Genomic DNA, 23,742 nt, shown 5'->3' with positions numbered 1-23,742 from the left:
TGGAACATCTATCATTGTGGTACCCCTTTTTCCTACTCATGTTCGACTGTGGCTTACGAGTTGGAGAAGATCTGGCTCTTAGATGGTCACGAGTAGACTTCAAGCATTGCATAATCAGTATCGACACCATTCGCATTTATAACTCTGAAGTTAAGGTAAATGACATTGGATTAAAAGATATGATGCTAGACACGCCCAAAACGACAAAAAGTATTCGGAAGATTCCTTTAACAGATTGCGCCTATGATGCACTACCGGATCTATTTAAACAAACTCATCCAAATGAAATAATTAAGCTCAATCGGTCTGATATTGACTTGAATGACTTCATCTTTATCAAGCCCACGGGAAAGTTTCACGGTTACCCTCTGGCCATTACTTCTGCACAAGTTGCCATGCCCAGAATCTGTGATCGTGCGGGTATTCCTCGTTTAAACGTTCATGGGTGTCGTCACACTTATGGTGTACGATTACGCGAAGCTGGCGTAGATATTAACGACATTCAAGACTTAATGGGACACGTTGATTCAGAGACCACCAAATTGTACGCGGAAATCACGCCAAAAATTAAGGAAGACGCAGTAAAAAAACTGAATACATTTTTAAACTAAATTTACTGAAATTCATCGTTTTTAACAAAAAGATTGCCAAAACATTACGGCACTCGTTACGGAAAAAAAGGCAAGCCTTAAAAAATAAGGCTCGCCTTGATTGTTATTATCTTATAGATGTTGTTATATCAACGTTCCTACTTAACTTCCGAAGTATTCACAATCGGCTGCGTACCCCGCTCCGAAATAATGGTGACCATCATGTTATTGATCAGTTGCAGTTTCTTATCGTCTGATAGCTGCATCCCCGTATCTTTCTCTAAACGGGCGATCGTGTCTTCCGTGATTGAAACGGCCCCTTCCACGATGACCTTGCGAGCAGATAGAATTGCCGAAGATTGTTGGCGTTGTAACATCGCACTGGCGATTTCAGTCGCGTATGCGAGATGCGTTAAGCGCGTCTCAACGATCTCGACCCCCGCAACATTTAGCCGTTCTTGAAGTTCTTCCATTAACCGGTCAGAAACTTCGGTTGGATTGCTCCGCAGCGTAATCTTCTTGTCGTCATCAAACGTATCATATGGATATTCAGAGGCCACGTGCCGCACCGCTGATTCACTTTGAATCTCAACAAATTGTTCATAATCATCCACTGCAAAGAGTGCCATACTGGTATCAACAACTTTAAACACGATAACGGCCGCAATTTCCACGGGATTTCCCCGGAGGTCATTAACTTTTAAAATGGCACTGTTAAAGTTGCGGACCCGCAGTGAAATGGAAAACTTACTGGTTAACGGAACGGTCATAAACAGCCCTGAATCACGAATTGTCCCGATATACTTACCAAAAAATGTTAACACGCGCGCCTCGTTGGGGCCCACAATTGTTAGCGAACTAGCCCCAAAGGCCGCAATAATAATTAGCAATGCGCCCAAAAAGATACTCGCAAAATGATCGCCAGTCGCACCGGCCCAAACCAGCCAACCGCCAACTAACACAAATGCGATCGCTAACACTAGACCAATATAGCCATTGATATGAAACACTTGTTTTTCTTTCATCAAGACTACCCCCTTTGGCCCTTATTATAGCATAAGCGCCTCACATGCTCGCAAATCTAAGTTCGATGGCAAGTTCCAAAGTCAGTGGTGGCAATCACCTTCGCGGCCCTCCCGGCTCAGCTATTCAAACGTGCCTGAAGTCCATCCCCATCAACGTGACTTAACTCGGCTTGCCACTTTTCCGCTCCCGTCCCGCAAAACACCAGGTCGTCATCACTAGCAATAGTGTGAATGGCCAAGCGACTTGGTAGGGGCGCATAAACGCAGCAGTTAACTCAATTTTGGTTTTGGCCTTAATCGCTGATGCAGCAGTCCTTATTCGCTGATTAGTGTGTTTAACTTGACTGTGAACCTTTTGGGCCACCTGCTGATGAATTTGAGCTTTGATACGCACTGGAGCGGACTGCAATGACCGTGCTTTTAACACTTGCATATAATTGGCAGCAACCAACCGGCGGGCCTTAGCCGCCGTGATTGGCTCGTGGACCGTTTGCGCGGTTTGCTCAGTTGCTAATTGGTGGTCAACCACGCGTAACGTATCACGTTTGGCTTGCTTAGGAATTGATAAAGTAGTGACCGTCGTCGTTGCATACGTTCGTATCTGTGTCTTAGCCGTTGTCAAATTAGCGGCTAAAGCTGACACAAAAATGGCTACGGCCAACGATGTGCCAATTTGCCGAAACACGCCAATCACACTTTGTGACGCTGTCAGTAACTCACCGGTAAAATCACCGGCCGCTAATACCGTAATTGGCCCAATAATCGTGCCGTAGCCCGCACCAACCAGTAACGCCGCCAATGCAAACTGCCAGTACTGACTAGGACTCATCAAGCTAAGTACCCCATAACCCGTAGCTATTGCGAGACTACCACTAAAGATCACGCGCCGCGCACCAAGCTTTGCTAACAAGAAACCACTGATTGGTGAAAAAATAAAAATCATCATTGAAGCGGGCGTAATCATAATCGCCGCCATCAATTCCGTCTTACTTTGAACTTTCGTGAAGAAACTCGGCATCAAGACTAATAGTCCCACCATAAAGACCCCTGATAACACGGTCGCTAACGCCGCACCGTTAAACTGTCGGTCTTTAAATAGGGCTAATGGGACCATCGGCGCTGAGACGTGGGCCTCCATCCAGACAAAGGCAATCAATGTTAGCGCACTAGTGACGCCCAGGCTCAGGACTACGCGACTCGTCCATCCCCAGTCATTACCTTTAACCAGGACCAACGTCAATGCCAATAAGGTCGTCATCACTAAGGCACTCCCACCGAGGTCTAGTTTTACTTGACCATGACTAGGGTGCCGCCATGATAGCCAGGCGATGCAACCACACAACGCGACGGCAACTAAAGGCACGTTAATCAGGAAAATTCCCCGCCACCCCCAAAATTGAGTGACCGCACCACCAATGGTTGGTCCTAACGCTGCGGCTAGCCCTTGCATCACGCCCAAGCTTGCAATGACCCCCGTACGCCTGCTGAGTGCAACACTCTGAATACCAATCGTCATACTAGCCGGGAAGACGATGGCCGCACCAATACTTTGAATCGCTCGGCCAGTAATCAGCAGCCCGACACTGAGACTCAATCCAGAAGTTAGTGAACCAATACCAAAGAGCCCGAGTCCAATCAAGTACATCCGCCCACGTCCCCAGACATCCGCTAACCGACCGAGTGGAATCGCCAGACTAGCAAACAGGACGGTGTAAATATTCAGTGCCCACGACAGGTGCGTCAAATCAGTATTTAGTCCCGTCTGAATTGCTGGCAACGCAATATTCATAACCGTCGTATCAAGCATACATAGAAAAATGCCAATCATCATCATTGCAATTACTTTCGTCGATTTTTTCATCATAATCGCCTCCCGTTAAGTTAATGGGAGTATATCTGGTAAAATGGTCATAAATAAATACTTACGTTACAAAAAAGGAGATGTTGTAACCAATGGACCCACAAACACGAAAACGCCAAAATTTAACTGCGGTTTATGCGGCCTTACTACAGCTTATGTCGCAAAAACCACTCAGTCGTATTTCAATCACAGAACTTTGTCAGCACGCTCAGGTTTCTCGCACCTATTTTTACCGTAATTTCGCCAACTTCGATCAGATTATTTTGGCCTATCAAAAACAGACTATCCTTCAATATCTGCGCCAATTACCGCGACAATCAAAGGTTAAATTGCAGGTATTGATGACTCAATATTTCACTCTCATGCAACAAATGGCAGCGACAAATGCGTTATTGATCAAAAACGAAAAAGCCCAGATTTTTATTCAAAGTTTCGAAGCCGTCTTTGCATTACTCATTAAACAAGACCGTATTATCGGTTCAAGCAATACCGCGCTTCGCCAACCGTACTACACGGCTTATTTTTCTGGTGCGGTCATCAATATGCTCGTTCATTGGCAACAGAATGGGATGGTTGAAACACCGGCCTATCTCGCTCAACAGGTCACTCGGTTCACTCTACGCGATAACGAAAGTAGGTCCTAAATAAAACGGGGTGCCGTTGCCGACATCCCGTTTAGTAGCTTCTTTAATTTACTTATCAACTCAGTCGCGATGGTAACGTTGTTTAACACGCTTCATCGCTTGTTTGCCACCGAACATCCGCTGAATTTTAGCCTGCTCCAACTGGCGTGAATTGAGTCCTTGATAGCTCATTTCACGTTGTAATTTTTGATAGCTTTGTAACCGTTCAGACGTTACCGTGCCCACCTCAACTGCTGCCCGTACCGCACAACCAGGCTCGCTAGTATGGGTACAATCATTAAACTTACACTGTGTCGCCAATGCGGCAATTTCCGCGAAAGTTTGATTTAAATCACCCATGAAGATTTGTAACTCACGCATTCCTGGTGTATCAATGACACAGGCGCCCGTTGGTAGCGGTATTAATTGCCGACTCGTCGTTGTGTGCCGCCCTTTGTCATCATCTGTACGAATCGATTTCGTCGCCAAGATATCCTGGCCCAACAATCGGTTAATCAAAGTCGACTTACCGACACCCGAAGAGCCCACGAAGGCCACCGTTTGACCAGTCGTTAGGTATGGTTGCAATTCATCCAAACCCTGACCCGTTTCGACCGAACAAGTGATCGTTGGTACGCCGACACTGACATCCGCCACAGCCCGTAACTTAGTGGCTAGATCCGTGCAGAGATCCGCCTTGGTTAAGACAATGACCGGAAGTGCACCGCTATCCCACGCAATCGTCAGGTAACGTTCTAACCGCCGCACATTAAAATCCGCGTTCAATGACATGCAGATAAAGATGGTATTAATATTTGTCGCAATGATTTGGCCGTCTTGGCGGTTCACGGCACCGCGCGCCAAGACACTCTGCCGTGGCGCGATTGCTTCAATCTGCGCCTGATTATCAGCGGATGAAGATAGGCACACCCAATCCCCAACCGCCGGAAATGCCGCGGGACTGGCCGCTTCATAAGCCAGTTTTCCCGTAACTTGTGCTGAACGTTCCCCAGCCGTCGTGATGACTTGGTACCAATCACGATGTTGGCCGATAATCCGGCCAAGTATTTGACCGTTTTCCTTAGTCAAGTCGGCTTGAACCGCCGTCGTCAATCCATATTTAATTAAATTAATTGTCAATTTTTATAATCCTTTCGCAAAGTGACTTACCCTAACGCTCTGCGAATTAAAAATGCGCACAGTCTTATCCCAACTGTGCGCAAAAACCGTCCGGCATGTCTATCTGCCAGGCCATTCGTCACATTAGGGTACACGAAACTAAGCGGGTCCAACCCACTTTTTTCGCTCAACAACACCCTAACGAATGCCCGACATAAAACACCCCTCCTATATTTGATAATTACAATTTAACAAGTCTCACCAAAATTGTCAATTTAAATCGATTCACCACGGCAATTCAACGCTAATGTGCGCATTAAAGTCTTGCTGGCGCTTTAGTTTGGCTAACCGGGCGGCCTGCCGCTCTTGATAGCCCTGAGCAACAAACGTGTATTCTGGTTTATCAGCGACTAACAGTGGTAATTCAATATTACGGTCCGTCACCACGAACGTTGAAAAGCAAGTCAATCCCAAAAACCGTTCGCCGGTCTTCAAGTGTTCACCAATGATTTTAGTAAATACCTCGATTGAGCGGTGACCAACGCCCGAAACGTAAGATTCCGCACACATTGAGTCTTGTAACCGAAACGGCAATAAAAAATTGACCTGATCGACTGACACGGTCACCGTCTCAATTCGAGCCACTCGCGATGCGGCAATCGATGAATTATCATCGATAGTCGCCAAGATTTTTCCGCCAAAAACCGTGTCGTGCTCATTCAAATCAGCTGAAAACACACGGTGATTGGTAATTGATAAAGTCTGTGAAATATGAATTGGTTCCATGTCTGCACCCCGTCATCTTTAATTATTTTTATTTATATCACTGCAAACGACCTACAATGTGATTAAAACAGACTAACTAGCTCGGTTGTTGTTCGGACACGTCCTTCCTGCTACGACCACCGAAACCGACTGCTTTTATCCTTATGTCATCGTCGGCTTTGATTCCGATTCAAGACACATCGTTAGAATGTGATCAGCCGCCACAATTAATCTGAAAGTGATTGGCTATACTTCGTCGCAAACGCCCAAAATTTAGCAACCACGGCAGCGTGATTATCTGGACGTTTCATGAAAGCCATCTGACTGCGAATAGTAGGCGTCAGTGGAATTGCTTTAATGTTGTCAAAACCAGTGAGATCAAATGACCGCGCCATGACAACCGAGACACCATCACCCTGATTCAGCATTTCTAAAATGAGATCAATTCGTTGACCATCATAGACCATCTGTGGCGTATGCATTTTTTGAAATGCCGAAAACAACGGGTTATCTTCACCGATGGTATCTTTCAATAATAAAATTGATTCATGTGCCAGCATCGACAGACTAATCTCAGCTTGTTGCGCCAACGGATCGTCTTTCGGAACAAGGACCACAAACTGATCGGTCTCATTCAATAAAACGTCATAATTATTGGGTTGATCCCCGAAAATCCGTGTAAATACAATGTCGACATTCGTATGATCCAGTGCATGCGCTAACTGATCGACACTCGCCTCACTAAATTGTAATTTCACTTCCGGATACCGCTTCGTAAATGCCGTGATAATATGAAAAGCCTGGTATTGTGCTAAAGATGGTAGTCCCTGAACAACCAGCGACTGCGCATTATGAGCGGTATTAGCGGCCAGAACTTGTTGTAACTGACGCTCTTCGCGCAGAATTGCTTGGGCCCGTGGCAATAATTGTTGCCCAATCCGTGTTAACGTGACTTGCCGATGCGCACGTTCAAATAATTGGACCTGCCAATCGCGCTCTAAAGCCATAATGTACTTTGAAATGGTCGACTGTGACAAAAACATGCGTTCAGCACTGCGACTATAGTTCTGGGTCGTGGCAAGGTCAACAAACACTGCCAATTTCCGTGTTTCCATAATTAACCCTCTTCTAACTATTCCCATTTAGAATAGTTTACCACATATTCAGAATTGTTCTTATCCGAAACAAGCTCTAAACTAATAGCTGTTGTTTTTATCAATTAAATATTGAGGAGGGCTTGCGTGCCAATTGGAATTATTACTAACGTGTGTGCAATCTTTTTCGGGGGTATTGTCGGCGCATTGACCGGCAAACGAATGTCACAACGTTTAAAAGATGGGCTGAATATGTCCTTTGGGATCTGTTCCATGTGTATGGGGATTTACGCGATTGCACCACTAAAAAATCTAGCGGCGGTCATCTTTGCCGTTATTATCGGAACAGGTATTGGATTACTTTGTCATTTGGGAACTGCAATCAATCACGGCGCTGCCGCGATGCAACGTTTCATTTCACGGTTTGTCAAAGCACCAGCAACTTTTGAGAAACAGGCTTTTGAACAGACAATGGTCACGGTAATCGTACTATTTTGTGCCAGTGGAACTGGTATTTACGGGACTTTAACTGAAGGGATGAACGGCGACGCCACAATTTTGATTTCCAAATCGATTCTGGACTTCTTTGCTGCGGTAATTTTCGGTGCTAACTTAGGGTTAGTTGTTTCCTTAATTGCTGTTCCCCAACTAATCATCCTGACTGCTTTATTCTTAATCGCTCACCTAGTCTTTCCCTTGACCACTCCTGACATGATTCTAGATTTCAAAGCGGTCGGTGGTATTTTAATGGTTGCCAGCGGCTTTCGCATTATTGCCGTCAAGATGTTTCCGACCGCCGATATGATTCCGATGATGGTCGTTATCATGCCGATTTCATGGTTATGGATGAATTTTGTATTGCCATTATTATAGATAAATTATTGAAGGACAAATTAAAAAGCAGTTCTGAGCCCACAATTATGGCTTGCTCAGAACTGCTTTTAGTCAGCACGTAGAAGGCTTGCAATAGCAGGTCAACCCAGTCGGCCGATAATAAAATCCAGTGGCCATTGTTCACTAAACTTAAAAAAGAACGCACTAAAGTTAATACCAACAACACGCTCCAATCAGCCAACCGACAAGGGACGAGCCAAAAATCCCTCGTGAGTCGCAGGCAATTCTAACGGCGTCAACTGGTATAACTGTGTTTGATAGCACGCTAGTCCACGTTCTAAATCAAGAACCTCAACACGGCTGGGCGCATGGGTCAAACCACAGCCCACTAACTTTAATACCGCTTCTTTAGCCGTCCAAAGTTGCCACCCTAACCGATAACGATCTTGCACCGATAAAGCCTGTAATAGCTGCCATTCCGCCGATGTAAAGGCTCGCCGAATGGCAGTCACATCATATGGACGGACCTGTTCAACATCAATCCCCAGAGGTCCCGGACCAACCGCTACCATCACTAACTGGTGCGTGTGACTAACACTAACACCTAATCGAGGATGACTTGGAAAATAGGGCTGGCCCAATCGATGATAAGCTAATGGTACCGATAACACTTGCTGAATTAATTGGCGACTCACGGTTCGCTGAGTGACCCGTCGCATTTTTTTAGAAACATCGACCGGCATCTGAAGCCACTGCCGTTTAAAGACAACTTGAGTGATTGGCATTAACTTAAGTGGACCCCTTTATCCACGTATACCACGTCCCCGGTCATTCCAGTCGAGAGATCGCTTAATAAAAAGGCAGCCACGTTGCCGATCTCACGCGTTTTTACCGGTTCTCCATCAACTGTCATACTGCGAGATAATTTTAATAATTGCTGATGCTCATGAATACCCGTTACCGCCAACGTTTTGACTGCTCCGGCTGAAATTGCATTCACGCGGACTTGTTGTGGTCCAAGGTCACGTGCCAAGTAACGCACATTTGCTTCCAACGCGGCCTTAGCAACCCCCATCATATTGTAATTTGGTACGGCTCGCTCTGATCCAAAATACGTCAACGTTACGAGACTGGCTCCTGGTTTCAGCATTGGCCGAGCTGCTCGGGCAACTGCAATCAGCGAATACGCACTAATATTTTGTGCCAAATCATATCCAGCTTTCGTGGTATTCACAAAATCACCTTCTAACGTTGCTTTATCCGCATAAGCAATCGCATGGATAATCCCATCGATGGCACCATACTGTTGTTTAATGCTTGCAAATGCCCGATCAACATTGTCATCATCAGCAACATCACAGGCAATTAACGGCACATCTGGCGCAACAAACCGCTGTAAACTTTGCTTCAAACGGTCATTTTGGTAAGTCAAGATAACCTGGGCCCCCTGTGCAATTAATGCCTCGGTACACCCCCAGGCAATACTGCGCTGATTGGCCACACCCATGACCACAATAGTCTTACCCGATAAAATTCCATCCATACTTATCATTCCTCACTTATTTAAAATTGCCGATAACGGGCTTGGCGTTGCGTAACCAGTTCCGTCACCGACTTTGCTGTTAAAGCAGTTAATGTCTCGTCAATGGCCGTTTTCAGCGGTTGACAATCTGCTGCGGTTGCTACTTCAGGAATAATCCGATCAATAATTCCATCTGCCAATAATTCTGTCGGCGTCAAGCGCATTTTTTCCGCAGCTTCAGCAGCACGTTGCGATTCTTTCCATAAAATAGTGGCATAGCCTTCAGGCGATAACACCGAGTAAGTACTATTCGCCAACATCCAGACTTGATCACCACATGCTAAGGCTAATGCACCACCACTGCCACCTTCACCAACAATCAAACTCAAAAATGGTACTCGCAATTGTAATCCTGCTAACAAACAGTCAGCAATTGCTCGTCCTTGTCCCTCATATTCCGCATCGACACCCGGATAGGCACCCGGCGTGTTGATTAAGGTCACGACCGGCTGCCGTAATTGTTCTGCTTGCCGCATTAACCGCAATGCTTTTCGATAACCGCTAGGCGTCGCACAGCCAAAATGCCGAGCTTGATTCTCGGCCAAATTTTGACCCTTCTGAATACCAATAATGGTGACGGGCCGTTGAGCAATTGTTGCTAAGCCGGCGATTACAGCTGGATCATCCGCCCGTTGACGATCACCATGACAATCAAAAAAATCCTCTGTCAAGCCATCAATCAACGTTTGAATGCTAATCTTACTAGCATCCCGGGCTGCTTGAACTTGTTCGTAGGCCGTTACTTTAGACATCCTGATGACCTCCCTGAGTGATTGTTAATAATCGTTGTAGTGTTTTCCGTAAGGCTGGTCGGGGCACAATTTGATCTAACCATCCATTGGCCAATAAGGTTTCCGCCCGTTGGAAATCCGCAGGTGGTGTCTGTTGAATGGTTTGTTCAATGACTCGCCGACCCGCGAATCCAATGAGCGCTCGTGGCTCGCTCAACATAATGTCACCCTGCATCGCAAAACTAGCCGTGACACCACCAGTGGTTGGATCAGTTAAAATTGTAATATACAATAGTCCAGCTTTTCGGTGATTTGCAACCGCCGTGGACACCTTAGCCATTTGCATCAATGCACGAGCGCCTTCTTGCATACGCGCCCCGCCAGAAGCAGTAACCATCACAACGGGAAGTTTTTGGGTCGTACAAGTTTCAAATAATCGCGTAATTTTCTCACCGGTTGCCGCCCCCAAACTCCCCATCATAAATTTAGTTTCCATGACACCTAACCCAAATTGATAAGTCGCTAACGTCCCAATACCAGTCAATACGCTCTCATTCAAGTGTGAGGCTGCTTTGGCACGCTGCAACTTTTTTAAATATGCAGGGTCATCAAAACTGACGGGCGCACTTAGGTCCGCATCCCGCTCTTCAAAACTCGCCGTCAATTGTTGAACACGTTGCCAAGCAGGCAAGCGAAACCCATAATCACAATGGGGACATACCTTGAATTCACCGAGATCTTGGGTATAACAATCTTCATGACAAACTGGACAGCGCGTCAATAACGCGTCTGGAATATTATCCCGTCGAACAGCTAACTGCCGTTCAGTGGGTGCTTGAAACTTGCGCTTGGGCATCACTTAACCATCCTTTCAAAAAGTCTTGTTCGATATAAGCTGTGGTATAGGTACCACGGCCAACAGTCGAATCTGCAACTAATCCTGCTAAGAAGATCCGGTTCGTTTGAACCCCATCGATGGTCAATTCCAATAAACAACGATGCATCTTGCGACTGACCATCTTCCGATTAATACCGTGAACAATGATTTTGGCAATCATCGAGTCGTAAAACGGTGCAATCATGCTACCAGTCACCACACCAGCATCAATCCGGACTCCCAGTGTCCCCATTGGGTAGATCAACCGGGTGATTTTTCCAGGTTGCGGTCGAAAATCGTGGTATGGATCCTCCGCATTCAAGCGACACTCCATGGCAACACCATGAATTTTCACATCCGCTTGTTTAATTTTTAAAGGCATACCAGCTGCAATTTGTACTTGCGCTTTAATCAATTCAATACCCGTTACCATTTCAGTAACCGTATGTTCAACTTGCAACCGCGTATTCATTTCCAAAAAATAAAAATGATGCTGCTGATCCATTAAAAACTCATAGGTACCCGTATTTGTATAACCCAACTTTTTGGTTGCGTCAGCCACTAATTGTCCCAATTCGGTCCGTTCAGCAGTCGTGATGACCGCACATGGACTTTCCTCTAACACTTTTTGATGATTCCGTTGTAGCGAACAATCGCGCTCTGGTAGATAAATAACATGCCCCTGTTGATCGGCTAAGACCTGCACTTCGATATGCTTCGCCGGGGCAATGATTTTTTCTAAGTACAACCGATGATCATCGTATGAAGCTTGAGCTTCCTGCTGAGCGGTTCGAAAAGCCTTCGCTAAATCTTGATCATTACTAACCGCGCGAATCCCCTTACCGCCACCCCCAGCAGCGGCTTTGATCATAACTGGGTAACCTAAGGTATGGGCAGCTTGCATAGCCGCCTCAACATCCTTAAGCACCGATGGACTGCCGGGAATCACGGGTACGCCTAATCGTTGCATGGTCTGCCGGGCATTTTCTTTGTCACCCATCTGGTCAATCACCTCAGGACGCGGTCCAATAAACGTTAACTGACAATCCGCACACATTTTGGCAAATTCCGCATTCTCAGATAAAAAGCCGTAGCCTGGATGAATCGCCTGACACCCGGTCAAATTAGCAGCGCTAATAATTGCTTGCATATTCAAATATGACTGGTTGACGGGACTCGCCCCAATACAGACCGCCTCATCAGCCAGATGTACAAATAAGCTCTCCTGATCAGCCACTGAATAGACAGCGACCGCTTTAATCCCCATCTCATGAAGCGCGCGAATAACTTGGACCGCAATTTCACCACGGTTCGCGACTAAGACTTTTTTAAACAATCGCCATACCTCCTTCAGGCTTGCATTACAAAGGTTAAATCAGCACTAACAACCTCACGACCAGCACAGGTAATCACGCCATGGCCTGTTCCGATTTGACGACGCAACTTAGTTAACGTTACCATCGCTTCTAACCGGTCACCTGGGCGCACATCCGTCTTAAAATCAGCCTGCCGAATTCCGCCAAAAAAGACGTTATTACCATGATGTTCTGGCATCGATAGTAAAGCCACAACTCCCGTTTGAGCCAAAATTTCTAATAATACTGGCCGAATCATCGTTCTTCCGGTCAGTGTCTGACTCTGAAAAAACCATTCATTAATCGTGACTAATTTTTCCGCTGTTGCGCTGACACCTGGTTGGACCGCTACGATACGGTCTAATAATTGCAGCGGAAACCGTTGGGGAATTAAATCCGTAACTTCCATTAAACGGTCGTCTCCTCAATTGCAAACAATGGTTCATCAAATTCAACCATAGTTGCATTCTTAATTAAAACTTCTTTAACGATCCCACTAACTGGGCTAGGGACTTCGTTGATCATTTTCATCGCTTCGATTACACACAAGGTTTCCCCTGACTTGACACGATCACCCACCTGAACAAACGGCGCCTGTTTCGGGTCGGCAGCTAAGTAAGCCACCCCAACTAGGGGCGCCGTGACCATCGTTGTTCCCGATTGAGTCGCCACTTCAGTCGTCGGTTTGACCACTGGTACCGCGGAGTCGGTCACTGCCGGCTGTGAACGCGCTGAATTTGTCTCAGCAGTTTCAGCTTGTTTATTCAAATGCAGTTCAAAGGTTGTCGTCTTGACGTCCATGACTTGAGCGCTGGATTGATTAAACTGATTGATCAGGGCGGTCATCGCTTCCGTATCCGTCATACTCATACATTCACCCACTTCTTAAAGGCAACCACGGCATTATGGCCCCCAAAACCAAATGAATTACTCAAAGCATAGGTTGCGGCTTGATGTTGAGTTGCTGGCGTTACTAAATTGACTGGACACTCAGGATCTTGGTCCGTACAACCAATATTCGCAGGTAACTGACCCGCTTGCAGAGCACCAATCGTTGCAACAGCTTCAATTGCACCCGCAGCGCCTAATAAGTGCCCCGTCATTCCTTTAGTACTGCTGACTTGTACATCTTGACCAAACAACGCGCTAATTGCTTGAGCTTCGGCACTATCATTCGCATGTGTGGCTGTTCCATGAGCATTGATGTAATCCACATCACGCGGTTGAATGCCGGCTTCCGCAACGGCTTGTTGCATTGCACGTTTGGCACCAGCACCATCCGGTCGGGGGGCTGTCATATGATAAGCATCGCTAGTCGTTCCGTAACCCACGACTTCACCAAGAATCTGGGCGCCTCGGGCTTGGGCATGGGCCAACGTTTCTAAAACTAACGTCGCACCCCCTTCACCCATCACAAACCCATTGCGTTGACGATCAAACGGTAACGAAGCCAACGTTGGGTCAGTGGCTTTCGACAACGCAGTCAGGGACGCAAACCCTGCAATACCGATTTCGTTGACGGAAGCTTCTGAACCACCCGTGATGATCACATCTGCCTTTCCTTGACGCAAATATTCAAACGCATCGCCGATGGCATTCGTCGCCGACGCACACGCGGTCACAATCGCTTGACTGGTATTCTGTGCGTTAAATTGCATCGCGATATTACCAACAACCATGTTAATGATTGAATTAGGGACGAATAACGGTGAAACTCGTTTGGGACTCTTGTCGTGCATCTTGATCACTTGCGCTTCAATCGTCGTTAAACCACCGATACCCGAACCATAAATAACGCCTAATCGTTCTGGGTCAATATTTGCTTCATTTAGTCCGGCTTGCGCCATCGCTTCACTTGCACTGTATAGACCATAAACGGAAAATAAATCCAATCTTTTCGCTAATTTCTTTTCAATTCGTTCTTCTGGCTGAAAATCCTTAACCTCACCGGCAACTGTAATCCCAGTGGGCGTCGCGTCAAACTTCGTGATGGGCTTAATCCCAACTTGTCCCGCGAATAACCCCGTTAAAAATTCATCAACACTATTACCGAGGGGCGTCACCGCACCCATTCCAGTCACAACTACTCGTTCTGTCATTGGATAACCTCCCATATCTTATATCGTCATGCCACCGTCAACTGTTAGCACTTGTCCCGTTAAGTACGGTTGGTGCAATAAAAAGTCAATTGCTTGGGCAATTTCGTCGGGCGTCCCAAAGCGTTTGAGTGGAATATCACTTAAGGCAGCCGCCGTTACACGGTCATTCAATTGTGCCGTCATGGCCGTCGTAATCATTCCTGGGGCCACCGCATTACACCGCACTTGGCGCCGAGCCGCTTCCTTTGCCGTCGTTTTAGTTAAACCAATAATTCCAGCCTTACTAGCCGCATAGTTCGCCTGGCCGATATTGCCATGTAACCCGACCACACTAGCAACATTAACGATGGCGCCTTGTCGCTGTCGCTGCATGACTTTTAAAGCGTATTTGGTCATATTAAATGTGCCCAATAAATTTGTTTGAATCACACTCATGAAATCTTCCGCGTGTAGCCGCGTTAATAACTGATCATGGGTCACACCAGCGTTATTCACGAGTCCATCTAAGCGACCAAAATTTGTCATCACGGTCTCAATTAAATCAGCCGCCGTTTGATCATCGCTCACATCACCAACTAATTGCGTCAACCGTGGATATTCAGCCGTTAATGCTTGCCAATCGGCCGCTTCAATTTCATGATGAACGTTTAAAATAACGCTGGCCCCCTGAGCTGCCAGCCGTTTGACTGTTGCCAAACCAATACCCTTAGCAGCTCCAGTGACTAAAATCACTTCATCCACGCTCACGTACCTCCTCAGTATCCTGACAATAATTCTGCCAATCTGTCACATCTTCAATTGACCAAACCCTTACCCCCGGCAATGTTTGTTTGGCAAAAGTTGCTAAACTATGCCCCGGTCCAACTTGAATAATCTCATCGACCTCATATGTCGCAATTCGTTGTAAGCAGGCCGCAAAGTGCGTTGGCGATACTAACTGTTTTACCAACGTTTCCTTGACAGTTGCCTGGCTAAAGGGGGTCACGGTCGTATTACTGATGACCGGAATTTGGGGTGCTGCAATATTAACAAATCGTAATCGTTGCGCCAACGCCTCACTCGCTGCTGCCATTAACGGCGTGTGTGAAGCCACCGCAACGTCTAATGGGACCACCCGTTTAACGCCGTGTGTTTTTAAATAGGTTCGCGCAGCTTGAATACCAGCTGCATCGCCACCAATAACAATTTGATCAGCTAGATTGTAATTAGCGGGATACGCAACCCCCACTGCTTGGGCACTTTGACAAGCGGCTGCAACCAGTGCCGGCGTTACCTTCAACGCCGCGACCATCTCCCCGGGATGCTGTAATCCCGCTCGTTGCATATATCTAGCCCGATCGGCAACTAACTTCAAGCCATCAGCAAATGGCAGGACGCCAGCTGCAATCAATGCGGCATACTCGCCAAGGCTCAATCCTGCTAACACGGTCGGACACTCATTAAGCAACGCTGTTAAAGCACGATATAACCCCATATTCATCGCTGTAATTGCAACCGGCATCCGTTGAGCATCATCGATCCAATCAGCAGTTACCCGCAGATCCCAGTCCAACACTTGATTAGCTTCGTCAATCGTGGCTTGGTACGCTGGTAACGTTTGATAAAGATCGGCCCCCATATCGGCAAACTGTTGTCCTTGACCACTGAATAAGATTGCCGTTTTCATAACTTAGTCCTCGCTATTTTCCTGATGAGTCGCCACATAATCAACTAAATCACCAACCGTGGCTAAAGCGTCATCCGTTTCGATTTCGATATCATATTCGTCTTCGATCTTATCGATCACTTCAAAAACGTCCAGACTATCAAGTGCTAAGTCTTCGGTAAAGTTCGTTGTCATCGTAATCTTGTCAGCATCCACGTCTAATTGTTCCACGATCATCTTTTTAATTTGGTCAAAAATTTCAGTTTTAGTCATTGTTGATTCCTCCAGAATTTTTAAATTAATTTTAAATGCTTGATTTCAGTTATCAATTAATACTCAATTACGACACTACCGACGGATAACCCGCCGCCAAAACCGGTAAACACCAGCTTGTCACCACGTTGAACTTGCTTTTGGGCAACCATTTCGGCAAATAGAATCGGTTCACTGGCTGCCGCAGTATTGCCATACTGTGCAATGTTCATCGGTAATTGTTCCGTAGCTAAGTTTAATTTTTGACCAACGCTCTTAACAATACGTGCGTTGGCCTGATGAAGCACAAATGCTTTAATATCACTCGACTCGAGCCGTGCCTGCATCAACGCCTGCTCAATTGAGTGCGGCACTTGCTTAGTGGCAAAGTCATAAACCCGCCGACCATTCATCTGAAAGGCCCAGCGGTTAGAATCTGCACCATCAGTCCGTGTCGACCACGGATTCACCTGAGGTTGCTGTCCCGCCGTTAAATAATGCCCGTCAGCGCCAAACGTCGCGTAATGACCGCCCAGCCAGTGCCCAGTGGTCGTATTAGGCTTAGCAGTAATCAATAGACCACCCGCACCATCACCAAATAAAACGGCAGTGCTACGATCATGCCAGTCTACTAACCGACTCAAGGTCTCGCTACCGATTAACAAAGCGGTCTGGCCCGGTTGTAAGTATTGGTGAACCAACTGCATCCCATAAACAAAGCCCGCACAGGCAACATTGATGTCAAAGGCAATTGCTTTTTCAGCCCCAATTGCTGCCTGTACTTGAGGAGCCGTCGCCGGTGTCAAATAATCCGGTGACATGGTTGCCACGATGATCAAATCAATCGCCGTCGCCGCTAGCCGACTTTGCTGCAACAACTGCTGGGCAACTGAAACAGCTAAACTCGTCGTTGTCTCATCGGTCGCGACGTGGCGAGAACGAATTCCCGTTCGCTGCTTGATCCAATCATCAGAAGTCGCCATCAGTTGCGTTAGTTCTTGATTCGTGACTTTGGTCGTCGGCAGTGCCTTAGCACTCGCTAAAATCGAAAAATTAGTTGTCATGGTTGGTTACAATTCGGCAATGCTTTTAAAAAACTTTCCCAAACGACAATCGCCGAATTGCCATTACCACCTTTCTATTTTGAATCAGTTGCACCAACGATAAAGGTTAAATCAGTTGTGCAGGCTGCCTTGTCACCGACCATCGCCTGACAACTCACCGTTCCCATGTTGGACCGTTGCTTGACCATTTGGACATGCAACTTCAAGACATCACCGGGACGGACAATTTTGCGGAACTTGGCATCCTTAATGGCGCCAAGATAAGCCGTCTTACCAGCAAACTTTTCAGATTTCAAAATCAGAATCGACGCGGCTTGCGCCAAAGCTTCAATAATCAACACGCCCGGCATGACCGGGTTACCGGGAAAGTGCCCTTGGAAAAATGACTCATTAATCGTGACATTTTTCGTCACCACGATCGATTCACCCGGATTTAATTCATCCACCCGGTCCATGAATAAAATTGGGTACCGGTTGGGGATTAATTGCATAATTTCACTTGCTTCTAACACACTCATAGTTAGTCGCTCCTTTCACGGCGTTTGGGAATGGCATTAAGTTAATCGTCCGGCCAAATCTTGTCAATTGATTTCAGCAGATTAATTTACAGTATGTTACATTTTTTAGTAGCCAAATCCCGGTAAGCTGGGCTCTAATCGAGCTTTATTTTTTTGCGAAAATTTCTTGACGAGCCATTTTTTGCGGTCATAATCCGTCAACGAACTGGCACAGTTTAGCAATTTGACTATAAAGTTTATAATCAAATTGCTAACAAGTTTTGACTTCAGCAAGCAATGATACAATCTGTTCAACTGTCACTAGCTTAGATGCACGCAAAAAAAATTGCATCTAAGAACTAGCATTCTTAAACACAATTGTTGTGACGATCTATTAATTTAAAGGATTACTCATCAGTCTAAAGCCATCACATCCATAAGATTTTAACGCCCATAACTTTTAACCTAAACGGCAACGCTTGTTAATTTTTGAACATCCCCAGAGATTGTTGGCGGTAAACGGATGGACTCTGATGAAACCATTTTTTAAAAGCTCTCGAAAAAGACTCTGGGTCTGAATACCCTAACAAATAGCTGATTTCAATCAAGTTTAGCGATTGATCTTTCATCAAGGGTACCACTAGGGTTCGACGCGCAATTTGGACTTCATCATTAAATGTGGTGCTTAAAGTACTAAGATGACGCTGCAAGGTTCGTTTACTGAGATTCAAACTTGTTGCAATCTCGTCAATTGAGAAGGAACCACTAGGAATTTTCTTCAACAATAGTGCTTGAACAGTCGCGAGCAATGATTGGTTGTGTTCAATAGCCAGTTTTTGTTGGTCTAACCCTGGTTGCAAAAATGCCCACATTGAATTATTGGCCGAAATAAACGCCCGCTGTAAGTCCGTGACTTGAAACTGAATGCAATTATCAGCCAATTGTTGAGGTCGAATGCCCATCACGGCATCAATCTGATCACCATACGGATACTTACTACCAACTGAAATTGGCTTGATGAGTTTTCCCGTACCTACTCGTAACAAGCTGATTAACAACAATTGTTCCGTCATAATCGTGAAACGCGGCAACTCGACGCCAAGACTATTTCCCAAAATATGAATATTGACAATATCTGGCTTGGTCACTATCTCTAAATGAACCGGACCTGCCAATGATTTATAGGTTGCCATGCGTGCAATCGCTTGTTCACCATTTTTAGCAGCTAATGCTGCAAAAAAGGACGGCATAAACGTATTAATGTTAGTAATATTCCCTAAACTAAGAATCATTTCATCCGTCAATTGGTTGTCGAATTCGTTCATTAACTGCCAATACTCCACATCAGAAAGCATTAATTGTTCTTGCCAAACCACTTTATTAATACCGGCAGCTTCAAGCAGGCTATTTAAATCAACGCCAAGGCTTGCCATAAAACACTGAAACTGTTCAGAAACCATAATCTTCACACTAATCACTCCTACTAACTGGCATGCATCATGATAAAATCAAAAACACGAGTCGGTAAAATCGCCTTAGCAAGTACCAGCGGTTTAGCCCCAAATCCAATTAAATAACGCACCCGTGGTCGTTTCTGATTGACCGCCTTCGAAATAGCTTTAGAAATAATTTTTGGATCAGACATCATTCGCGACGAGTATTGTCGGCGCATACCCGCGGCAGCCTTGGTCGCTTGTGTTTGATATGCACTGTGACGTGCTGAGGCTTCTAAATGATCCGCAGCAATGAATCCCCAGTTGGTTTTAATCCCACCAGGTTCAATAATTGCAACTTTAATGCCAAAGTCTTTAGTCTCCATTCGTAATGCGTCACTAAACGCTTCGACAGCGTACTTGGTTGCGTGATACCATGCGCCCATATAACTCACCAACCGTCCACCCATGGAAGAGGTATTGATAATGCGTCCTTCACGTTGCGCGCGCATATACGGTAAAACTAATTGTGTCAGCCGAGCCATCCCAAATAAATTAACCTCGAACTGTTGCCTGGCTTCATCAATGGAAACATCCTCCACAGCGCCATATGAGCCATACCCCGCATTGTTGATCAAAACATCAATGCGTCCTTCACTGGCAATTAAAGTTGCTACGGCCTGACTAAGCGACTGCTCATTGGTTATATCTAGTGACAAGGGCTTAACGCCGTATGGGGCTAGTGCTTCAAGTTTATTCAACCGCCGCGCCGCACCGTAAACAACGTGACCTTGCTGTGCTAAGTCTTTCGCTGTCTGAAACCCAATACCGCTGCTTGCACCCGTAATTAAAATAACTGCCATCTCAATGACCTCCTATGTTTTTCAATAACAATAGTTTACATAGAAAATCGCAACGGCTTAATGATTTATCACGTCATCATCATAACATAATATGCCATTTTTTGGCGCAGGCCATTAACAGCTGATATTAATCAACTCAAACAACTGCAAAATCACACTCATTACGCCTGGCGCTGTTGATTAAGCCATGATGGTCTAAGTATTTAAAATAGCTACACCACCCAAAATTCGCTTGAAATTAATTTCAGGCGAATTCATAAACATCCTGCTGCCAATTTCTCATCCTAATCACCATCCGCCAATGCCCCCGCTAACTAGCCGGCCCTGCACTTCCGATTGCAATATAACCCACAACAGGACGCTGAAACCCACCATGACACCTAAACACTGCCCTTCAAAGCCTGTTAGCGTCGGCAGTTGCAAGAGTCCGAGCTTGCGCCGTTTTTGACGGGCTAACTTAATCATGACTTCACCCGTGACCACAACTAATAGTGGTAACATCACTAGCCAGCAACGGCTGCCGAATGAATCAGCCAAGCCGGCACTATTAAAATGTGTAACAACTGTTTGCGGTGCCAAACCAATCATAATGACACACATCAAAACGGCACCAGCCACAATTGTTCGCACGATCCAAGTAAAGACTCGCATTACGCTCACCTCATTTTTGACCCAGTATAGCAAGCGGGCGACAGCACGGACAGCAAAATGCGTTCTTTTAAACGGTTAATTATCGAAGCCAACTACAATCGTGCGACCAGCTAGCTTTAATGACACGGTTCAACTGGTTGCATGTCTTTTTTCTAATACCAACGCAAAGACTAGTCTAAATCAACTAAGCTTGATTGATTTTTACCATTAAATTATCGCCATCGAAAAAGTCGTTTCAGCACGATGAATCAGTACTGAAACGACTTTTAATCGATTGCTTTTAAGCGACTAGTTACCTAGTCGAGATTAATCAATGGTAATCATAGCCTTAATTGTCTTTCGATTTTGCATGTCTTGATAAGCCTGATTAATGTCGGCTAATGGATACGTTTGCGTAAATACCCGGCCCGGATTAATATTACCGTCCAAAACTGCTTTGAGTAAGAACTGTTTGTCATAAGTCGTAACGGAGGCGGAACCACCAGCAACCACAATATTTTGAGCAAAGGTTGACCCAAGTGGCCGGTTATTATAATGTGGTACACCCACATAGCCTACGCGACCCCCATTATGCAAAACACCTAAAGCTTGGTCAATGGCCGCTTCGGTGCCGACACATTCCAACGCCGCATCCGCGCCGCCACCAAGGATTTCACGTACCTTCGCAATGCCTTCGTCACCACGTTCAGCGACAACCGCGGTCGCGCCAGATGCCAGTGCCATTTGCTGCCGATCTTCGTGGCGACTCATCAAGACGATTTGCGCGGCACCCCGCAACTTAGCTGCAATCACAGCACATTGCCCAACGGCACCGTCACCAATAACCACGACTTTATCGCCCTTTTGAACGTTTGCACACCGTGCCGCATGATAACCAGTCGGCATCACGTCTGCCAGCGTCAACAATGACTTGAGCATCCCTTCCGTATAGTCACTAGGTTGACCAGGAATCTTAACTAACGCCCAATTACCATAAGTGAAGCGAATGTATTCTGCTTGAAAGCCATTAGACCAATTTGTGTGGCCCAGATGCCGATCACAAGTACCATCGAAACCAGCCAAACAAGCCGCGCACTCACCACAGCCATGGGTAAATGGGGTGATGACAAAGTCGCCTGGCTTGACCGTCGTAATGGCCGAGCCAATTGCCTCAACGATTCCGATAGCTTCATGTCCTTCGTTGATCGAATGGGCAGCCTTGTCATCACCATGCGCATATGACCACAAATCGGAACCACAAACACAAGTCCGCACGATACGCACAATGACATCATCATCAGATTGTAATGTTGGTTTGTCAACTTCCTGAACAGATACTAGTCCAGCTTTTTCGAAAATTGTTGATTTCATCCTAATCACCTTTGGCCGCCTCAACCAAAATTCAATCAGCGGTCGTTCCCTTCATCATTAAAATAATAATATTAAAACTAATACACATATATTATAACAATAATCTGCACGCACCAGTTACTGATTGCACCAAGTCGGGTATCAACAAATACTTTAGTTACTCAGATAATTGTGACCAAACTCGCTTGTTACTTATCATTCAGAAGCTTTCCATAAAAAATGCGCCCGACCATGTTAGTTTCCTAGCAAGGTCGGGCGTCTTCCCTTTGTCGATTGACCACTTTCAATTCAAGCTCGAACCCACTTTAATAGTGCCGTAGCTGCCAATTCATGGAAGCGAGCGCCATAGGTTAGGCCTGCGTCATCACAGCGGTAATTTGATTGATGTAAGGTCCCATTGCCGCCTGAACCTAAGAATCCATAGAATCCTGGAATACATTCTTGATATAACGCAAAATCATCGTCGGCATTGCATAGCTGGGCAGGCACAATATCAAAATCATCTTTCAGAACACGTGATAGTACAGCGGTAAGTGCCGCGTTATTGTTGACACAGCTTGGTCCTCGGTCCCAATCAATTGTAGCGGTTTGCTGATTCATCTTGGCAGTTGCACGCACAATATCGTAAAAACGTACTTTAGCTAGATCCCGGTTAGCCGTGTTGAAGGTCCGAATCGTGCCTCGTAAATTCGCCGTATTTGGAATCACGTTAAAAGTCGTTCCCGCTTGGACGGCAGCAATCGTTAGCACCAGTGCTGCGTCTGGCGCAATATTTCGGCTACGAATGGTCTGTAAATTACTGATCAATTCACCAAGCGTCACGATGGGATCATGACTTGCTTCGGGCATCGCTGCATGGGCGCCCTGGCCCAAAATTGTGACGTCAAAATTATCATTACTAGCCATGAGTGGTCCAGACTTCATCGCTAAAGTGCCGACTGGTAAATTCGGCATATTATGGAATCCCGCAATCGCACGAACACCTGCTAGAACACCATTATCAATCATCATTTTGGCACCGCGGTGTCCTTCCTCCGCAGGCTGAAAGATCAGTCGCACCGTACCATTGAGATCTACCTCATGCACTTTCAATAATCGCGCTCCCCCTAATAAGGCGGCCGTGTGAAAATCATGCCCACAAGCATGCATCCGACCAGGAATCGTTGATCTAAAGGATAACTCATTGTCTTCTTGGATTGGGAGTGCATCAATATCCGCGCGCAACGCGATGATTGGCGCACCATGCCCAATCTCGGCCACCACCCCAGTTTCTCCCGGATAGTCTACCAACCGAATGTTCAACTCAGTCAATGTTTGCTTAATTAAAGCGGTCGTCGCGACTTCCTGCAGTGCTAACTCTGGGTGTGCGTGTAATTGATGGCGCAAGGTTGTCATCCAAGCTGCTAAAGTTGTTGTCATCATCTGAAAAGCC

General features: G+C 46.0%; 26 protein-coding genes. 3 read left to right on the top strand and 23 right to left on the bottom strand.

The genetic code is table 11. From position 1 onward, the window contains the following. Positions 1 to 38 precede the first annotated feature (38 nt). The gene (locus MZO41_RS01880; protein ID WP_129318281.1) at positions 39 to 611 is read left to right on the top strand and encodes a tyrosine-type recombinase/integrase; all 573 of its coding nucleotides are present in this window, start codon (positions 39 to 41) and stop codon (positions 609 to 611) included. Between the two features lie 137 nt (positions 612 to 748). On the opposite strand, the gene MZO41_RS01875 is transcribed toward MZO41_RS01880, so the two are convergent. Together MZO41_RS01875 and MZO41_RS01870 are read right to left on the bottom strand one after the other, a co-directional pair. Continuing rightward, positions 749 to 1,615: an SPFH domain-containing protein gene (locus MZO41_RS01875; protein WP_003640427.1), complete on the bottom strand. Its 867-nt coding sequence runs from the start codon at positions 1,613 to 1,615 to the stop codon at positions 749 to 751. Positions 1,616 to 1,775: 160 nt separating this feature from the next. Then, positions 1,776 to 3,479: an MFS transporter gene (locus MZO41_RS01870; RefSeq protein WP_003640426.1), complete on the bottom strand. Its 1,704-nt coding sequence runs from the start codon at positions 3,477 to 3,479 to the stop codon at positions 1,776 to 1,778. An 89-nt stretch (positions 3,480 to 3,568) separates the two neighbouring features. On the opposite strand from MZO41_RS01870, the gene MZO41_RS01865 reads away from it, so the two are divergent. Then, positions 3,569 to 4,120, top strand: a complete 552-nt coding sequence (locus MZO41_RS01865; RefSeq protein WP_003640425.1) for a TetR/AcrR family transcriptional regulator — start codon at positions 3,569 to 3,571, stop codon at positions 4,118 to 4,120. 60 nt (positions 4,121 to 4,180) lie between these two features. On the opposite strand, the gene rsgA is transcribed toward MZO41_RS01865, so the two are convergent. From rsgA to MZO41_RS01850, 3 genes are all read right to left on the bottom strand, one after another. Continuing rightward, positions 4,181 to 5,239: a ribosome small subunit-dependent GTPase A gene (gene rsgA / locus MZO41_RS01860; RefSeq protein ID WP_003640424.1), complete on the bottom strand. Its 1,059-nt coding sequence runs from the start codon at positions 5,237 to 5,239 to the stop codon at positions 4,181 to 4,183. A gap of 264 nt (positions 5,240 to 5,503) precedes the next feature. Then, positions 5,504 to 6,004: an acyl-CoA thioesterase gene (locus MZO41_RS01855; protein WP_003640423.1), complete on the bottom strand. Its 501-nt coding sequence runs from the start codon at positions 6,002 to 6,004 to the stop codon at positions 5,504 to 5,506. Positions 6,005 to 6,210: 206 nt separating this feature from the next. Beyond that, positions 6,211 to 7,098, bottom strand: a complete 888-nt coding sequence (locus MZO41_RS01850) for a LysR family transcriptional regulator (protein WP_003644339.1) — start codon at positions 7,096 to 7,098, stop codon at positions 6,211 to 6,213. 126 nt (positions 7,099 to 7,224) lie between these two features. Between MZO41_RS01850 and MZO41_RS01845 the strand changes: the two genes are divergently transcribed. Beyond that, the gene (locus MZO41_RS01845) at positions 7,225 to 7,950 is read left to right on the top strand and encodes a DUF554 domain-containing protein (protein ID WP_003640421.1); all 726 of its coding nucleotides are present in this window, start codon (positions 7,225 to 7,227) and stop codon (positions 7,948 to 7,950) included. A 194-nt stretch (positions 7,951 to 8,144) separates the two neighbouring features. Here the strand turns inward: MZO41_RS01845 and MZO41_RS01840 are convergent, their stop codons facing one another. The 18 genes from MZO41_RS01840 to MZO41_RS01755 all read right to left on the bottom strand — a co-directional run bounded on the left by MZO41_RS01840 (position 8,145) and on the right by MZO41_RS01755 (position 23,732). Next, positions 8,145 to 8,696, bottom strand: coding sequence for a 4'-phosphopantetheinyl transferase family protein (locus MZO41_RS01840; RefSeq protein WP_003640420.1), 552 nt, complete (start codon positions 8,694 to 8,696; stop codon positions 8,145 to 8,147). Then, entirely contained in the window at positions 8,696 to 9,454 is a 759-nt protein-coding gene (gene fabI / locus MZO41_RS01835) for an enoyl-ACP reductase FabI (RefSeq protein WP_003644338.1), read from the bottom strand. Before fabI ends, MZO41_RS01840 begins: the two co-directional genes overlap by 1 nt. 20 nt (positions 9,455 to 9,474) lie before the next feature. Beyond that, positions 9,475 to 10,245 carry an acetyl-CoA carboxylase carboxyltransferase subunit alpha gene (gene accA / locus MZO41_RS01830; RefSeq protein WP_003640418.1) on the bottom strand — a complete coding sequence of 257 codons (771 nt, stop codon included), beginning with the start codon at positions 10,243 to 10,245 and terminating at the stop codon, positions 9,475 to 9,477. Beyond that, positions 10,238 to 11,080 (bottom strand): acetyl-CoA carboxylase carboxyltransferase subunit beta, encoded by an 843-nt coding sequence (locus MZO41_RS01825; protein ID WP_003640417.1) that lies wholly within the window; start codon positions 11,078 to 11,080, stop codon positions 10,238 to 10,240. Before MZO41_RS01825 ends, accA begins: the two co-directional genes overlap by 8 nt. Next, a complete protein-coding gene (locus MZO41_RS01820; protein WP_003640416.1) occupies positions 11,049 to 12,437 on the bottom strand; it encodes an acetyl-CoA carboxylase biotin carboxylase subunit in 1,389 nt (462 codons plus the stop codon). Before MZO41_RS01820 ends, MZO41_RS01825 begins: the two co-directional genes overlap by 32 nt. A gap of 14 nt (positions 12,438 to 12,451) precedes the next feature. Beyond that, entirely contained in the window at positions 12,452 to 12,865 is a 414-nt protein-coding gene (locus tag MZO41_RS01815; RefSeq protein WP_003640415.1) for a 3-hydroxyacyl-ACP dehydratase FabZ family protein, read from the bottom strand. Then, a complete protein-coding gene (locus MZO41_RS01810) occupies positions 12,865 to 13,326 on the bottom strand; it encodes an acetyl-CoA carboxylase biotin carboxyl carrier protein (protein WP_003640414.1) in 462 nt (153 codons plus the stop codon). The genes MZO41_RS01815 and MZO41_RS01810 overlap by 1 nt, the downstream gene beginning before the upstream one ends. Continuing rightward, a complete protein-coding gene (fabF, locus tag MZO41_RS01805) occupies positions 13,323 to 14,555 on the bottom strand; it encodes a beta-ketoacyl-ACP synthase II (RefSeq protein WP_003644335.1) in 1,233 nt (410 codons plus the stop codon). The genes MZO41_RS01810 and fabF overlap by 4 nt, the downstream gene beginning before the upstream one ends. 18 nt (positions 14,556 to 14,573) lie before the next feature. Further along, positions 14,574 to 15,302 carry a 3-oxoacyl-ACP reductase FabG gene (gene fabG / locus MZO41_RS01800; RefSeq protein ID WP_003644334.1) on the bottom strand — a complete coding sequence of 243 codons (729 nt, stop codon included), beginning with the start codon at positions 15,300 to 15,302 and terminating at the stop codon, positions 14,574 to 14,576. Next, entirely contained in the window at positions 15,289 to 16,221 is a 933-nt protein-coding gene (locus MZO41_RS01795) for an ACP S-malonyltransferase (protein WP_003640411.1), read from the bottom strand. Before MZO41_RS01795 ends, fabG begins: the two co-directional genes overlap by 14 nt. Positions 16,222 to 16,224: 3 nt before the next feature. Next, a complete protein-coding gene (gene acpP / locus MZO41_RS01790) occupies positions 16,225 to 16,473 on the bottom strand; it encodes an acyl carrier protein (protein ID WP_003640410.1) in 249 nt (82 codons plus the stop codon). 56 nt (positions 16,474 to 16,529) lie between these two features. Beyond that, complete coding sequence (locus MZO41_RS01785; protein WP_003640409.1) at positions 16,530 to 17,516, bottom strand: beta-ketoacyl-ACP synthase III; 987 nt, start codon at positions 17,514 to 17,516, stop codon at positions 16,530 to 16,532. 74 nt (positions 17,517 to 17,590) lie between these two features. After that, positions 17,591 to 18,034 carry a 3-hydroxyacyl-ACP dehydratase FabZ gene (gene fabZ / locus MZO41_RS01780; RefSeq protein ID WP_003640408.1) on the bottom strand — a complete coding sequence of 148 codons (444 nt, stop codon included), beginning with the start codon at positions 18,032 to 18,034 and terminating at the stop codon, positions 17,591 to 17,593. 461 nt (positions 18,035 to 18,495) lie between these two features. Continuing rightward, positions 18,496 to 19,482, bottom strand: coding sequence for a helix-turn-helix domain-containing protein (locus tag MZO41_RS01775; protein WP_003640407.1), 987 nt, complete (start codon positions 19,480 to 19,482; stop codon positions 18,496 to 18,498). A 14-nt stretch (positions 19,483 to 19,496) separates the two neighbouring features. Then, entirely contained in the window at positions 19,497 to 20,309 is an 813-nt protein-coding gene (locus MZO41_RS01770) for an oxidoreductase (protein WP_003644332.1), read from the bottom strand. A gap of 288 nt (positions 20,310 to 20,597) precedes the next feature. After that, positions 20,598 to 20,960, bottom strand: coding sequence for a DUF1648 domain-containing protein (locus MZO41_RS01765; protein ID WP_003640405.1), 363 nt, complete (start codon positions 20,958 to 20,960; stop codon positions 20,598 to 20,600). Positions 20,961 to 21,266: 306 nt separating this feature from the next. Next, a complete protein-coding gene (locus MZO41_RS01760) occupies positions 21,267 to 22,310 on the bottom strand; it encodes a zinc-binding dehydrogenase (RefSeq protein WP_003644331.1) in 1,044 nt (347 codons plus the stop codon). A gap of 288 nt (positions 22,311 to 22,598) precedes the next feature. Further along, the gene (locus MZO41_RS01755; protein ID WP_003640403.1) at positions 22,599 to 23,732 is read right to left on the bottom strand and encodes an amidohydrolase; all 1,134 of its coding nucleotides are present in this window, start codon (positions 23,730 to 23,732) and stop codon (positions 22,599 to 22,601) included. Positions 23,733 to 23,742: the final 10 nt, after the last annotated feature.

The sequence above is a fragment of the Lactiplantibacillus sp. C232 genome, assembly GCF_023806725.1.
Taxonomy (GTDB): domain Bacteria; phylum Bacillota; class Bacilli; order Lactobacillales; family Lactobacillaceae; genus Lactiplantibacillus; species Lactiplantibacillus plantarum.
The sequence above is the reverse complement of the archived record's forward strand: the minus strand, read 5'-3'. Positions and strand labels throughout refer to the sequence as shown.